This window comes from Paracoccus fistulariae (assembly GCF_028553785.1).
Lineage (GTDB): Bacteria > Pseudomonadota > Alphaproteobacteria > Rhodobacterales > Rhodobacteraceae > Paracoccus > Paracoccus fistulariae.
Genome location: NZ_CP067136.1, coordinates 1,118,159 through 1,130,778 on the forward strand (window position 1 = coordinate 1,118,159; position 12,620 = coordinate 1,130,778).

General features: G+C 63.3%; 15 protein-coding genes and 1 riboswitch. Of the genes, 10 read left to right on the forward strand and 5 right to left on the reverse strand.

Features of this window, described 5'->3' with window-relative positions; all coding sequences use genetic code 11:
- The first annotated feature begins 47 nt into the window (after positions 1 to 47).
- The 3 genes from JHX87_RS05545 to JHX87_RS05555 all read left to right on the forward strand — a co-directional run bounded on the left by JHX87_RS05545 (position 48) and on the right by JHX87_RS05555 (position 1,923).
- The gene (locus JHX87_RS05545) at positions 48 to 434 is read left to right on the forward strand and encodes a hypothetical protein (protein WP_271883026.1); all 387 of its coding nucleotides are present in this window, start codon (positions 48 to 50) and stop codon (positions 432 to 434) included.
- Between the two features lie 153 nt (positions 435 to 587).
- Positions 588 to 1,403 carry a transporter gene (locus JHX87_RS05550; RefSeq protein WP_271883028.1) on the forward strand — a complete coding sequence of 272 codons (816 nt, stop codon included), beginning with the start codon at positions 588 to 590 and terminating at the stop codon, positions 1,401 to 1,403.
- 40 nt (positions 1,404 to 1,443) lie between these two features.
- Positions 1,444 to 1,923, forward strand: a complete 480-nt coding sequence (locus JHX87_RS05555) for an REP-associated tyrosine transposase (RefSeq protein WP_271883030.1) — start codon at positions 1,444 to 1,446, stop codon at positions 1,921 to 1,923.
- A gap of 154 nt (positions 1,924 to 2,077) precedes the next feature.
- Here JHX87_RS05555 and JHX87_RS05560 read toward each other — a convergent pair whose 3' ends face one another.
- The 4 genes from JHX87_RS05560 to JHX87_RS05575 form a co-directional block, all read right to left on the reverse strand.
- Positions 2,078 to 2,467: a hypothetical protein gene (locus JHX87_RS05560; RefSeq protein ID WP_271883032.1), complete on the reverse strand. Its 390-nt coding sequence runs from the start codon at positions 2,465 to 2,467 to the stop codon at positions 2,078 to 2,080.
- On the reverse strand, positions 2,460 to 2,984 hold the full coding sequence (locus JHX87_RS05565) for a hypothetical protein (RefSeq protein WP_271883034.1): 525 nt from the start codon (positions 2,982 to 2,984) through the stop codon (positions 2,460 to 2,462). Before JHX87_RS05565 ends, JHX87_RS05560 begins: the two co-directional genes overlap by 8 nt.
- Positions 2,985 to 2,987: 3 nt before the next feature.
- Positions 2,988 to 4,784: a translation elongation factor 4 gene (gene lepA, locus JHX87_RS05570; RefSeq protein WP_271883036.1), complete on the reverse strand. Its 1,797-nt coding sequence runs from the start codon at positions 4,782 to 4,784 to the stop codon at positions 2,988 to 2,990.
- A gap of 66 nt (positions 4,785 to 4,850) precedes the next feature.
- The gene (locus tag JHX87_RS05575; RefSeq protein ID WP_271883038.1) at positions 4,851 to 5,801 is read right to left on the reverse strand and encodes a DMT family transporter; all 951 of its coding nucleotides are present in this window, start codon (positions 5,799 to 5,801) and stop codon (positions 4,851 to 4,853) included.
- A gap of 105 nt (positions 5,802 to 5,906) precedes the next feature.
- Here JHX87_RS05575 and JHX87_RS05580 point away from each other — a divergent pair, with 105 nt between their 5' ends.
- The 7 genes from JHX87_RS05580 to JHX87_RS05610 all read left to right on the forward strand — a co-directional run bounded on the left by JHX87_RS05580 (position 5,907) and on the right by JHX87_RS05610 (position 11,959).
- On the forward strand, positions 5,907 to 6,095 hold the full coding sequence (locus JHX87_RS05580; RefSeq protein WP_271883040.1) for a heavy-metal-associated domain-containing protein: 189 nt from the start codon (positions 5,907 to 5,909) through the stop codon (positions 6,093 to 6,095).
- Between the two features lie 174 nt (positions 6,096 to 6,269).
- Complete coding sequence (locus tag JHX87_RS05585; protein WP_271883041.1) at positions 6,270 to 6,572, forward strand: hypothetical protein; 303 nt, start codon at positions 6,270 to 6,272, stop codon at positions 6,570 to 6,572.
- A gap of 9 nt (positions 6,573 to 6,581) precedes the next feature.
- Positions 6,582 to 7,262: an NAD-dependent deacylase gene (locus JHX87_RS05590; RefSeq protein ID WP_271883043.1), complete on the forward strand. Its 681-nt coding sequence runs from the start codon at positions 6,582 to 6,584 to the stop codon at positions 7,260 to 7,262.
- Between the two features lie 64 nt (positions 7,263 to 7,326).
- A riboswitch (cobalamin riboswitch) is annotated at positions 7,327 to 7,518 on the forward strand.
- A 119-nt stretch (positions 7,519 to 7,637) separates the two neighbouring features.
- Positions 7,638 to 9,452 (forward strand): TonB-dependent receptor plug domain-containing protein, encoded by a 1,815-nt coding sequence (locus tag JHX87_RS05595; RefSeq protein ID WP_272833864.1) that lies wholly within the window; start codon positions 7,638 to 7,640, stop codon positions 9,450 to 9,452.
- Positions 9,439 to 10,233, forward strand: a complete 795-nt coding sequence (locus JHX87_RS05600) for an ABC transporter substrate-binding protein (protein ID WP_271883047.1) — start codon at positions 9,439 to 9,441, stop codon at positions 10,231 to 10,233. The genes JHX87_RS05595 and JHX87_RS05600 overlap by 14 nt, the downstream gene beginning before the upstream one ends.
- Positions 10,230 to 11,216: a FecCD family ABC transporter permease gene (locus JHX87_RS05605; RefSeq protein WP_271883049.1), complete on the forward strand. Its 987-nt coding sequence runs from the start codon at positions 10,230 to 10,232 to the stop codon at positions 11,214 to 11,216. The genes JHX87_RS05600 and JHX87_RS05605 overlap by 4 nt, the downstream gene beginning before the upstream one ends.
- Entirely contained in the window at positions 11,213 to 11,959 is a 747-nt protein-coding gene (locus JHX87_RS05610; RefSeq protein WP_271883469.1) for an ABC transporter ATP-binding protein, read from the forward strand. Before JHX87_RS05605 ends, JHX87_RS05610 begins: the two co-directional genes overlap by 4 nt.
- Here the strand turns inward: JHX87_RS05610 and parA are convergent.
- Positions 11,956 to 12,591, reverse strand: a complete 636-nt coding sequence (gene parA / locus JHX87_RS05615; RefSeq protein WP_271883051.1) for a ParA family partition ATPase — start codon at positions 12,589 to 12,591, stop codon at positions 11,956 to 11,958. The two genes, JHX87_RS05610 and parA, sit on opposite strands and share 4 nt — an antisense overlap.
- Positions 12,592 to 12,620: the final 29 nt, after the last annotated feature.

A 12,620-nucleotide genomic window follows, 5' to 3' on the forward strand; every position in this document is an offset into this window, starting at 1 on the left:
CCGGCCCCGATCAGGAGACCGGCCACCATGTAAAGGAGGCTTTCCGCATGCGCCTCGTGTTGCTTGTTCTAATGATGATCCTGCCACTACCAGCGGCGGCCTTTACGGCGCAGAACGGAATGACGGTGGTCCGGCAAAGCCAGACCGAGATCGAGGTCATCTATCGCGCGCGTCGGGTTGATACGGATTACTGGTGCGCGGCGGGCGATTTCGCCCAACGCGCCCTTGGCTATTCGAACAAGACGCCAATGTGGCGCGCCTCGCCAAAGCCGCGCCGCGCGGGCCAGGGTATCATCTTCACCATCGATCCCGCGAAGAAGGCGCCCGGTGCCGGGCTGTCGCAATTCGGATCCGGTCCGCATGATGGATCGGTGACAATCGGCATGGCCGTGGGCAGCTACTGTCGCATCACGATGCCCTTCTGGCACGACTGAGGGCGTGCCATGCAGGCAACAGGCATGGCTTTCGCAAAAATAAAGAAGATCAACCCAGCATTGTTTCACGTTATGGTGAACAGGCGAATCACCTGCTGCCCCTGACCTGGGACAGTCCGTTTTCTTTCACGATGACAGAAGGGTGTGGTCAAAATGCTTGTCAGAACAGTCCTCCCGATCCTGCTTGCGGCGCAGGTCTTTACCGGTGCCGCCATGGCGCAAGAGGCGCCGACCGAAAGCACCAGTCAACTGGCAGAGCAGTTGACGAACCCCGTCGCCTCTCTCAGCAGCATCCCGTTCGAGTTCAACCATGACAGCGGCTATGGCAGTGCGGACGGGCATCGCACCGTGACCAATTGGCAGCCGGTCGTGCCGTTTCAGGCAGGTGAGAACTGGAACGTCATCTCGCGCACCATCGTTCCCTTCATCCGCCAGAAGGACATTGCCGGAAATTCGGGGACGCAGTCCGGTCTGGGCGATATCGTGCAAAGCCTGTTCTTCACACCGCGCCAGGTAGAGCCGGGCGGCCTGATCTGGGGCGTCGGCCCGGCCTTTTTGCTGCCCACGGCCAGCGATGACGCCCTGGGAACGGGGAAATTCGGCATCGGCCCCACCGGCGTCGCGCTGCGGCAGAAGAACGGCTGGACGCTGGGAATCCTGGCCAATCACATCTGGTCCGTGGCGGGCGACGATGATCGCCCCGATGTCAGCGCGACCTTCATGCAGCCCTTCATCAACTACACGACCAAGGATGCATGGACCTTCGCGCTGAACACCGAAAGCACCTATGACTGGAAATCCGAACAATGGAGCGCGCCGGTCAACCTGATGGCCGCGAAACTGGTCAATTTCGGCGATCAGCCGGTCAGCTTCCGGGGCGGCGTGCGCTACTGGGTCGACTCGCCAGAGAACGGACCCGAAGGCTGGGCCCTGCGCGCCAGCATCACCTTCCTCTATCCGAAGAAATAGAGGTAAGGGCCGGTTTACCTTTGCGGTGTAGCGTGGCGCGATGTCGCGCTATCTCCGTCCCCGGATCCCGGGCGCTCCGATCTTTTTCACCGTCGCGCTGGCCCGGCGCGGCAGCCGGTTGCTGGTTCAGCAGACCGACAGGCTGCGCGATGCGGTGCGCGCCACACGGGCCGAGCGGCCCTTCACGATCGAAGCCTGGGTCGTCCTGCCAGATCACCTGCATTGCATCTGGCGCTTGCCGGATGGAGATACGGATTATTCGACGCGCTGGCGGCTGATCAAATCGCGCTTCTCTCGCACGCTGCCCCTGGGCGACTTGCGCGACAGCCATATCCTGCGGCAAGAGCGCGGCATCTGGCAGCGCCGGTTCTGGGAACATCACATCCGCGATCAGGACAGCTTCAACGCATATCTGCGCTATTGCTGGTTCAACCCCGTCAAACACGGGTTGGTCGCAGCCCCCGGCGATTGGCCCTATTCCTCCTATCACCGCGAAAAGGCCCGAGGCATCGCCCCGTAGGGTGCGTGTTTACACGCACCTTGGCAGCGTGTCGAATGACACACGCGACGCCCCACCATCCCCGTAACGCGAAATCGTAGGGTGCGTGTTCACACGCACCGTTGGCGCTTATGGCGATATGGAACGGTGCGTGCGAGCACGCACCCTACGTTTGCTAAAATGGTGCCGTATCTAGATCCATTCTATCGAGTTCCTCTATCAACTCATCCAGCACTCTTTCAGCGCCCGTCGAGTTACGCTCTATTACTCTCAAAAGCTCCTTGAATCTCACGTAATAATCGCCACCCAAATCATCATCCGTAAAAATATCAATTTCTTCATCAAAAAAATCACGAATGCTAATTCTTATTAGCGGAACATGGTTGCCGCTTTTATCTACACCATCGAACTCATCAAGAACGACGGTATTATCACCAATACTAGTAACAAATTTTCCATGTTCGGCTGTATCATCCCACTTCAATCTTCCGATTGCAGATAGCCTCAAGAGGTGATCTGCAATTTTTTGCCACTTCTGAATGGTATTTTGAGGGACGTCAGACATTTTCTAACCTCGCAGTAGTTCGGAGTTGCTCGATGGCAATCAGCAGAGGCTCTTTCTGCTCGCCGACAAGCTTTCGCAGTTTTTTTGCATCCACGGGCACATTTGCGTCCATTACAGTTTTATCGGCCACCGTAGCGATCGAACGAAAATGAGTGCTGGCTTTGGCAAGTTGAGCACGACTTTCCTCAGATAAAATCGGCTCTGTTTGAACAACTATCGAGCTGAGTGAATCTGCAATTCGGTTTGCTCTATCCACCACAAGAGCCCATCCCTTATGGCCAATTATGACGTGAAGCTCATCAACCAAACCTGAGATCTTTGTGGTTTCAAACAAAAGATCAACGTTCAAAATCCTTGCTCTTGCCGCGTCCGCTGCAACTCTTGCCGCCTCTGCAGCAGATGTTGCTTTGTCCGCTGCATCCCGTGCCTCACGCGAAAAAAACACAGTGAGAAACGCGCCAACTATAGACACAAAAATCCCACCTAGAGCGTAGGTGTGAGCGAGCCAATCCTGCAATCCTCACTCCATCTTCAACGCCTGAATAAACGCCGTCTGCGGGATCTCGATCTTCCCGAACTGGCGCATCTTCTTTTTGCCCGCCTTCTGCTTCTCCAGCAACTTCTTCTTCCGCGTGGCGTCCCCGCCGTAGCATTTCGCGGTCACGTCCTTGCGCATGGCCGACAGCGTTTCGCGCGCGATGACGCGGGACCCAATCGCCGCCTGGATCGGGATCTTGAACATGTGGCGGGGGATCAGCTCTTTCAGCTTTTCGACCATCACCCGCCCGCGGCTTTCGGCGCGGTCGCGGTGGACCATGATGGCCAGCGCGTCCACCGGCTCGTCATTCACAAGAATCGACATCTTGACCAGAAAATCCTCGCGATATTCGCTGATCTGATAGTCGAAGCTGGCATAGCCCTTGGTCACGGATTTCAGACGGTCGTAGAAATCGAAGACGACCTCGGCCAGCGGCAGGTCATAGACGACCATCGCGCGATTTCCGGCATAGGTCAGGTCCAGCTGGATCCCGCGCCGGTCCTGGCACAGTTTCAGCACATCGCCCAGAAATTCGTCGGGCACCATGATCGTGGCCTTGATGCGCGGCTCTTCGATATGGTCCACATAGGTCAGGTCGGGCATATCGGCGGGGTTGTGCAGGTCACGGACCTCGCCATCCTTCATATGCAGCTTGAACACGACCGAGGGCGCGGTGGTGATCAGGTCCAGATCGTATTCGCGTTCCAGCCGGTCGCGGACGACCTCAAGATGCAGCAGACCCAGGAAACCGCAGCGGAAGCCAAAGCCAAGGGCGGCCGAGGTCTCCATCTCATAGCTGAAGCTGGCATCGTTCAGGGCCAGTTTCTCGATGGCTTCGCGCAGCGCCTCGAAATCATTGGCATCGACCGGGAAGAGGCCGCAGAAAACCACCGGCTGCGCGGGTTTGAAGCCCGGCAGCGGCTTGTCGGTCGGCTTCTTCTCATGTGTGATCGTGTCGCCCACGCGGGTGTCGCGCACCTGCTTGATCGAGGCGGTAAAGACGCCGATCTCGCCCGGGCCAAGTTCGGCGATATCCTTCATCGCCGGGGTCAGCACGGCCAGCTTGTCCAGCCGGTAGGTGGCGCCGGTCTGCATCATCTTGACCTGATCGCCCTTCCGGATGACGCCATCCATGACCCGGATCATCACGACCACGCCTAGATAGGCGTCATACCAGCTGTCGACCAGCATGGCTTTCAGCGGCGCATCGCGGTCGCCCTTTGGTGCGGGCAGGCGCGTGACGATGGCTTCCAGAACCTCGGGGATGCCAAGGCCGGTCTTGGCGCTGATCGGCACGGCTTCCGAGGCGTCGATACCGATCACATCCTCGATGTTTTCCTTGACCCGCTCGGGCTCGGCCGCAGGCAGGTCGATCTTGTTCAGGACCGGGACGATCTCGTGATCGGCGTCGATGGCCTGATAGACATTGGCCAGCGTCTGCGCCTCGACCCCCTGGCTGGCATCCACCACCAGCAGCGAGCCTTCGACCGCGCGCATCGAGCGGCTGACCTCATAGGCGAAATCGACGTGGCCGGGCGTGTCGATCAGGTTCAGGACATAGGTTTTGCCGTCCTTCGCCGGATAGGCGATCCGCACGGTATTGGCCTTGATGGTGATACCGCGTTCGCGTTCGATATCCATGCTGTCCAGCAACTGGGCCTTCATGTCGCGCTCGGCGACGGTGCCCGTCAGCTGGATCAGCCGGTCGGCCAGGGTGGATTTGCCGTGGTCGATATGCGCCACGATCGAGAAATTGCGGATGAGATCAAGGTCGGTCATGCGCCGCATATACAGGGGCAGAATGGGCGCGGAAAGGGGGATTATCGCGCCGCCCGCAGCTTCTTGTCAGTCGCTGTCCCTGTGGTCGCGGCGCGGCGGATCGACCATGGCCGAGACGCTGCCCGCGGCCTCGGCCGGGGCCAGGCCGTCGCCCGCCTTGCGCCGCGCTTCGCGCCACATGGTATAGATGCCCGACCCCACGATGATCGCGGCCCCGATCAGCGTCATGGCGTCCGGGCGTTCGTGGAAGATCAGTATCCCCAGGATCATCGCAAAGACCAGCCGCGCATAGCGAAAGGGCGCGATAACGGCGATCGGGGCGATGCGCGTGGCGATGACCATGGCCGAATAGCCGCCAAGCCCGAAGCAAAGCGCGCCAAGCAGATAAAATGCCTCATCCCCGGCGGGCAGGCGCGGCGCTGTCTGCTGCAGGATCGCCAGCACGACCCCGCCCAGACCGGCCGACAGGAAGGCACTGGCCGTCAGCGCGTCCGAGGGCACATGCTCTGGCACCCGCCGCGTCGCCAGATCGCGCACCGTCAGCATCACGACCGCGCCCAATGCCAGCAGTGAGGCAGGCTGGAACGCCTCGCCCCCCGGTCGCAGGATCATCAGCACGCCCACGAAACCGACCATGATCGAGGTCCAGCGCCGCCAGCCGACCGGCTCACCCAGCAAAAGCGCGGCGCCCAGAGTCATCGTCAGCGGCAGCGCCTGAATGATCGCAGCCGCGCTGGACAGATCGCCAAGCGCCAGCGCGGCGACGAACAGGATGCCGCAAAGCGCCTCGCCCAGATTGCGCAGCAGGACCATGGGATGCAGCAGATCGCGCGTGAACAGCCGGATCCCCCGCACCGCCATCACGGCCCAGAAGACCAGCCCGCCAAGGATGCCTAGAAAAGCCATGATCAGGCCGATGGGCATGGAGGTGGTCAGCAGCTTGATGAACACATCTTCAAAGGCAAATGCCGCCATGCCCAGAACCATCAGCGCCGCGGCCTTTTGATGTTCCGTCATATCTGCCCCCTGCCCGATTGTCCTGCCATCGCTTCTGCGGCAAGATCGGCGGCAATACCACCCCCCACCCCGATATCCCGCGCCAAGACGATGACAGGAGCCGCGATGAAGCTGACAATTACGGGAATGAGCTGCAATCACTGCAAGGCCGCGGTCGAAAAGGCCATTGCCGCGAAGGGCGGTCAGGCCACGGTCGATCTGGCCGCAGGCAATGCCGAGATCCGGGGGCTGTCCGCGGAAGAGGCAACCGCCGCGATTCGCGAGGCGGGTTACGACGCCCAGATCGCGGGTTAGGCAGGCTGCCCTTACAAGATATTGATCCGTCGGCCTGGAACGGCACAGCACAGGCCAGCCCGCGAAGATTGAGCCTGCGTCACATTTCTGCTATGGATCACACAGATGACAAGGCATTCAGACCGGGACAACCGGCCGCCTTCGCAGAGGACAAGGAACCGAGGAGACAGCCCCATGTTCAACCGCATTTTCATTGCGGCAGCGGCCATTGTTTTGACCGCACCGCTGGCCGTGGCCGGACCGATTGACAGCGCCTGCGTGCGTTCCGACCGAGCGCGCGGCAATGCCCCGCTTTGCGGCTGCATTCAGCAGGTCGCGAACCAGACCCTGTCGCGCTCTGATCAGCGCCGCGCCGCCCGCTTCTTCCGCGACCCGCATGAGGCGCAGGTGGTGCGCATGTCGAAAAGCAATTCCGACAATGCGTTCTGGGCGCGCTACAAATCCTTTGCCGCCCGGGCCGAGGCCTATTGCCGCTAAGATCGCGCGATGCGGATCACGGTTCTGACCGGCGCAGGGATCTCGGCGGAAAGCGGCATTGCCACCTTCCGCGCCAGCGACGGTCTGTGGGAACAGCACCGGATCGAGGATGTGGCGACGCCCGAAGGCTTTGCCCGCGATCCTGCGCTGGTCCATCGTTTCTATAACGCCCGGCGGGCCGCAGCCTCGGCCGCCGAACCCAATGCGGCGCATATCGCGCTGGCCGATCTGGCGCGCGCGCATGATCTGACGCTGGTGACGCAGAATGTCGATGATCTGCACGAACGTGGCGGCAGTCCCGACGTGATCCATATGCACGGCTCGCTGGCCCGCGCGCTTTGCGCGGCCTGCGGCGAAAGATGGGACGCCCCGGACAGCATGTCGCCGGAGGATCCCTGCCCCTTCTGCGGCAGGACCGCCACCCGCCCCGATATCGTCTGGTTCGGCGAGATGCCCTATCAGATGGAACGCATCTGGGAGGCGATCGAAGGAAGCGATCTTTTCGCGGCTATCGGCACATCGGGCAATGTCTATCCGGCCGCCGGTTTTGCCCAGCATGCCGCGCATAGTGGCGCGGAATGTGTCGAACTGAATCTGGATGCCAGCTTCAATGCCCGCGATTTCGACCGCCGGATTCTGGGTCCGGCCTCGCAAACCGTGCCGGAATGGGTCAAAAGCCTGACCCCGTGACACGATCGCGCTGCGTTCTCTCCACGACCTGCCGAAAGCCCTTGCCCTGCCGATCCGGCATCGGTTAACCCGTGCCTGCCTCGGTTCCGGGCCAAAACCCGGTGAAAAGGGAACGCGGTGCAATTCCGCGACTGCCCCCGCAACTGTAAGCGGCGAGCGAGGCCGGAAAACGCCACTGCCCGCGCCTGCGGATGGGAAGGCCCGGCCAAGCTGCGACCCGCCAAGTCAGGAGACCTGCCAAGGCAATCACCCTGGGTGCATGCGGGGCGCATGTGCAAAGCGGACCTTCCGTCGTGGTGATATCGCCGTCCGGCCAGCGGACACAGACACCACCGCCCGACCGGGCCAAGGAGGGAAAACGAGCCGATGCGCCAGATGACCCGATATTTCACCAGCAGCCTTGCGCTGAGCCTGACCACTGCCCTGCCCGCCCTGGCGCAGGATCCGCAGGACCCCTATCTGCTGGATCCAATCACCCTGACCGCCAACCGCGAGGCGACGGATCTGGATCGCAGCGGCAGTTCCGTCTCGGTCATCTCCCCTCAGGATCTGGATGGGCGCGCGGGCGAGCCGCTGACGAAAACCCTGTCCCGCCTGCCCGGCGTGACCATCCGGCAAAGCGGCCCGTTGGGCACCACCGGATCGGTCGTCCTGCGCGGCGCGCCCAGCCATTACCTGCCCGTGGTCATCGACGGGATCGAGGTTTCGGACGCGGCGGCGGGCCAGCCGTCCTACGACACGGGCGGGCTGATCGGCGCGGATGTCATGCGCGGCGAATTGCTGCGCGGGGCGCAATCGGCGCTTTACGGTTCGCGCGCGATCTCTGGCGTTCTGACGCTGCAATCGGCGCGCCCGACCGAAAACGGCTTGCAGCAACAGGCCACGGTCGAGGCCGGCAGCTATAATTCCTGGCTGGCCAGCTATGGCCTGACCTGGCGCGGCGTGGCGACGGATCTGGCCTTCACCGCGACACGGATCGACACGGACGGATTTTCGGCGCTGGATGAAAATGACGGCAATTTCGAGGATGACGGCTATGACGCCACCCGCCTCAGCTTCTATGCCGCGCATGAGCTGGAAAACGGCACGCTGCTGGGCCTGAACGGCTTCTGGGAAGACAGCACCGGCGATTTCGACGATTTCGGCGGCGATGTGATCGGGTCAACCGGCGATGATTACACGGATCGCAAAAGCTTTGGCCTTCGCGGCTTTGCCGAATTCCGGACGGGCGCGGTGGACAATACCGTAACCCTGACCCGCTATCGTCTGGACCGCACCAGCTATGGCAACAGCTTCCCGACGGAATTCATCGGCGCGCGCAACAAGCTGTCCTGGCAGGGCGCAACCGATCTGGGCGCGGATGGCGGGCGGCTGATCTTTGGCGCGGATTCCGAGAAGGAAACGGCCGAAGGCAATGGCGATACCCGCACCAATGGCATCTTCATCGAAACCGACACACCTCTGGGCACGCAGGCCGATCTGTCGCTGTCGCTGCGCCATGACAATCATTCGCAATTCGGCGATTTCACCTCGGGCCGGGTTGCTGCGGTCTATCGCCTGCGCGAGGATCTGTTCCTGCGCGCCTCGCTGGGCAATGGCTTTCGCGCACCCTCGCTTTACGAGCTTTACGGCCCCTATGGCGATGACACGCTGCAGCGCGAGGAAAGCCGCAGCGCCGAGCTTGGCATCGAAAAGCAATGGGGCGAGGACAGCTATCTGCGGGCCACCGCCTTCTGGCTGAAGGCCACGAACCTGATCGGTTTTGATTTTCCTGAGGCATGTACGAACGGATGGTACGTGCAGGTCGAGGGCGATGCCCGCCGCAAGGGGGGCGAGCTTGACGGCCGCTATGCCTTCGGCGCGGGCTACGCCGTCAGCGGGTCCTATACCTATGTGGATAATGAGGTAGCTTCGAACTGGGCCGAGGTGCCCGCCCATACGCTGAACCTGGGGATCGAGGGCAGCTTTGCCACCGGCACCACGGCCGCCTTCAACCTGCGCTATGTCGCGGATCGCCCGCAGGATATGGAGGATTACACCGTTGCCGATCTGCTGATCACCCATCCTCTGCGCGAGGATGCCGAGGTCTATCTGCGGATCGAGAACCTCTTTGACGAGGAATATCAGCTTGTGAACGGCTATGGCACCTCGGACCGGGCGTTCTATGCGGGGATCCGTGCCTCGTTTTAAGGGCATTGCGATCTGGGCGGCGTCCATGCTGGTGGCCGCCCAGACGCTGGCCGCGCCCGCACGCGTGGTGTCGATGAACCTTTGCACCGATCAGCTTGCCATGATGCTGGCGGCGCCCGGTCAGCTGATCTCGGTCAGCGATCTGGCGCAGGATCCGCGCATGTCACCCATGGCCGAAACCGCCGCCGGGTTTCGCCCCAATCATGGCCGGGCCGAGGAAATCTATCTCATGCGGCCGGATCTGGTGATCGCGGGGGCCTATGCCTCGGGACCGACGGTGGCGATGCTGCGGCGGCTGGGCATCCGGGTCGAGGTGCTGCAACCCGCCGACAGCATCGCGGCGATCCGCGACCAGATCGTGACGATGGGCGCGTTGCTGGAACAGCAACAGACGGCCCGGCAGGTGCTGGACGATTTCGACAGCGGGCTGGCGCAGGTGACGGCCAAGGCCGATCGCGGGCGGGCGGCGCTGTATTATGCCAATGGCATCACCTCGGGGCGGGATACGCTGGCGGGGGTGATCCTCGACGCGGCGGGCTATCGCAATATCGCGCAGGATTACGGCATTGCGGGCACCTCGGCCCTGCCGCTGGAGGTGCTGGTCATGTCCAGACCGGACCGGCTGATCACCGGCGCGAAATGGCCCGGCCAGTCGCGCAGCGAATCCATTCTGGACCATCCGGTGCTGGCGCGCCTAACCCCTTCGATGGTCGAGGTCACCGATGCCGACTGGGTCTGCGGCACGCCCTTCGTGCTGCGCGCCATCGGGTCGCTGCAATGAGGCCGCTTTTCGCATGGCTGTCGCTGGGCGCGCTGCTGCTGTTTCTGGCCTCGCTGCTGACCGGGCCTGCGGGCATTGGCGGCTGGCAGGGGCTGCAGGCGCTGATCCTTGTCGGCGACGGGCCGGTGCCGATCGTGATGCGCGAAATCCGCCTGCCGCGCGCCCTGCTGGGGCTGGTGATCGGCGCGGGGCTTGGCCTCAGCGGTGCGGCCATGCAGGGCTATCTGCGCAACCCGCTGGCCGAGCCGGGGCTGATCGGCGTTTCGGGCATGGCGGCGCTGTTTGCGGTGATCGCGATCCAGACCGGGCTGGCGACGGTGGCTGCGATGGCGCTGCCGGTCGCGGCGCTGATCGGCGCGGCTGTCGGGGTCGGCCTGCTGATGCTGCTGGCCGGGCCGCGCGGCGGGTCGGTGACGCTGATCCTTGCGGGCGTCGCGATCTCGGCGCTTGCCGGGGCGGGGACCGCGCTGGTGCTGAACCTGTCGCCCAACCCCTATGCCGCGAACGAGATCATCTTCTGGCTGATGGGATCGCTGGCGGATCGATCCTTGCAGCATGTGCTTTTGGCGCTGCCGCCGATGCTGCTGGGCGCGGCGCTGATCTGGTCCACCGGGCAAGGCCTGAACGCGCTGACGCTGGGCGAGGCCGCCGCCAGCGCCATGGGCGTCTCGGCCACCGGATTGCGGCTGCGGCTGGTGGCCGGGGTCGCGCTGATCGTGGGGCCTGCGACGGCTGTGGCGGGGGCCATCGGCTTTGTCGGTCTGGTGGTGCCGCATGTGCTGCGCCCCTGGGTCGGGGCACGGCCTTCGGCGCTGCTGCTGGCCTCGGCCCTTGGCGGCGCGATCCTGCTGCTGGCCGCCGATATCGCGGTGCGGCTGATCCTGCCGGATCGCGACCTGAAACTGGGCGTCCTGACGGCGCTGGTCGGGGCGCCGCTGTTTCTGCACCTGATCTGGAAAACTCGCAGCGGAGGGCGCGGCTGATGCTGCTATCGCTGACCGATATCGCCGTCACCCGCCGCAATCGTCCCATTCTGCACGGCGTGTCGCTGTCGCTGGCGGCGGGCGAATTTGTCGGGCTGATCGGCCCGAATGGCGCCGGAAAATCGACATTGATGGAGGCCGCGCTCGGCCTTCTGCCCCATGAGGGCCGCTCTAATCTGGCGCAGATGTCGGCGGCGGATCGCGCCCGCGCCGCCGCCTATCTGCCGCAGACCCGAGACATCGCCTGGCCGGTCAGCGTCGAGGATCTGGTCGCGCTTGGACGTATCCCCTGGCCGGGTGGCGGGCGTGGCCCGGCGGATCTGGCAGCAATTGACCGCGCCATCGACCGGCTGGGCCTGCAGGATTTCCGCAAACGCACGGCTCTGCGCCTGTCAGGCGGGGAACAGAACCGCGCCCTGATCGCGCGGGCCTTGGCGCAGGATACGCCGCTGCTGCTGGCCGATGAGCCCGCCGCCGGGCTGGATCCGGCGCAGCAACTGGCCTGCATGGCGCTGTTTCGCGATCTGGCGCGCGAGGGGCGTGGCGTGCTGGCCTCGGTCCATGATCTGGCGCTGGCGGCACGCTATTGCACGCGGCTAGTGCTGCTGGCGGAAAGGCAGGTGCTGGCCGATGGACCGCCGGATGAGGTGCTGACCGATGCGCTGCTGCACCGCGCCTTTGCCATCCGCATCCGGCGCATCGACACGCCCGACGGCCCCGCGATCCTGCCGGTTCAACCCTAGCCGATGGCAGCCAGAACCTCATCGGTCAGGGCGGCGACCTCATCCCGGGCCGCACCGCTTTTGGCACGCTCGACCACGCCCAGACCAAGGCCCAGCGTCTCGGCATAGGCGACGCGGTTGGCGACCTGAACCTCGGCCACATCAACGCCAAGTTCAGATGCTTTTTCAGAGACTTCCGCCGACAATCTCGTATTCGGGCGAACCCGGTTCAGCACCAGCAGAACCGAGGCTTTCTCGCGCCGTGCAAGGTCCAGAACGCCCTCGGTCGCCCACAGATCGACATGGCTTGTGGCCACCGGCACCAGAACCAGATCGGCCACCCGCAGCGCCGGGCGCAGGTCGCTGTCGATCTTGGGCGGCGTGTCGATGATGACGTAATCAAAGCGCCGCTTCAGCTTTTCGGATTCGTAGCTGGCCCCCCAGGCCGATGAGGTCGAGAAATCCATCGCCTCATCCTCGCCCTGCGCCTGCATCCGCTCGATGAACCAGCGGCCCATGCTGCCCTGCGGATCGGTGTCGATCAGCGCGACGGAATGGCCCCGCTGATGCAGGCTGACCGCCAGATTGATGGCCATCGTCGTTTTGCCCGAGCCGCCCTTTTGCTGGGCGATCGTGATGATCTTTCCCGCCATTGCCCCTCCTTCGCGTCACTATGTCGTGA

Excerpts from the sequence above, each read along its gene's own strand:
- JHX87_RS05545 (WP_271883026.1), top strand. The coding sequence starts at position 48 with ATGCGCCTCGTGTTGCTTGTTCTAATGATGATCCTGCCACTACCAGCG.
- JHX87_RS05550 (WP_271883028.1), top strand. The coding sequence starts at position 588 with ATGCTTGTCAGAACAGTCCTCCCGATCCTGCTTGCGGCGCAGGTCTTT.
- JHX87_RS05555 (WP_271883030.1), top strand. The coding sequence starts at position 1,444 with ATGTCGCGCTATCTCCGTCCCCGGATCCCGGGCGCTCCGATCTTTTTC.
- JHX87_RS05560 (WP_271883032.1), bottom strand. The coding sequence starts at position 2,467 with ATGTCTGACGTCCCTCAAAATACCATTCAGAAGTGGCAAAAAATTGCA.
- lepA (WP_271883036.1), bottom strand. The coding sequence starts at position 4,784 with ATGACCGACCTTGATCTCATCCGCAATTTCTCGATCGTGGCGCATATC.
- JHX87_RS05575 (WP_271883038.1), bottom strand. The coding sequence starts at position 5,801 with ATGACGGAACATCAAAAGGCCGCGGCGCTGATGGTTCTGGGCATGGCG.
- JHX87_RS05580 (WP_271883040.1), top strand. The coding sequence starts at position 5,907 with ATGAAGCTGACAATTACGGGAATGAGCTGCAATCACTGCAAGGCCGCG.
- JHX87_RS05585 (WP_271883041.1), top strand. The coding sequence starts at position 6,270 with ATGTTCAACCGCATTTTCATTGCGGCAGCGGCCATTGTTTTGACCGCA.
- JHX87_RS05590 (WP_271883043.1), top strand. The coding sequence starts at position 6,582 with ATGCGGATCACGGTTCTGACCGGCGCAGGGATCTCGGCGGAAAGCGGC.
- JHX87_RS05595 (WP_272833864.1), top strand. The coding sequence starts at position 7,638 with ATGACCCGATATTTCACCAGCAGCCTTGCGCTGAGCCTGACCACTGCC.
- JHX87_RS05605 (WP_271883049.1), top strand. The coding sequence starts at position 10,230 with ATGAGGCCGCTTTTCGCATGGCTGTCGCTGGGCGCGCTGCTGCTGTTT.
- parA (WP_271883051.1), bottom strand. The coding sequence starts at position 12,591 with ATGGCGGGAAAGATCATCACGATCGCCCAGCAAAAGGGCGGCTCGGGC.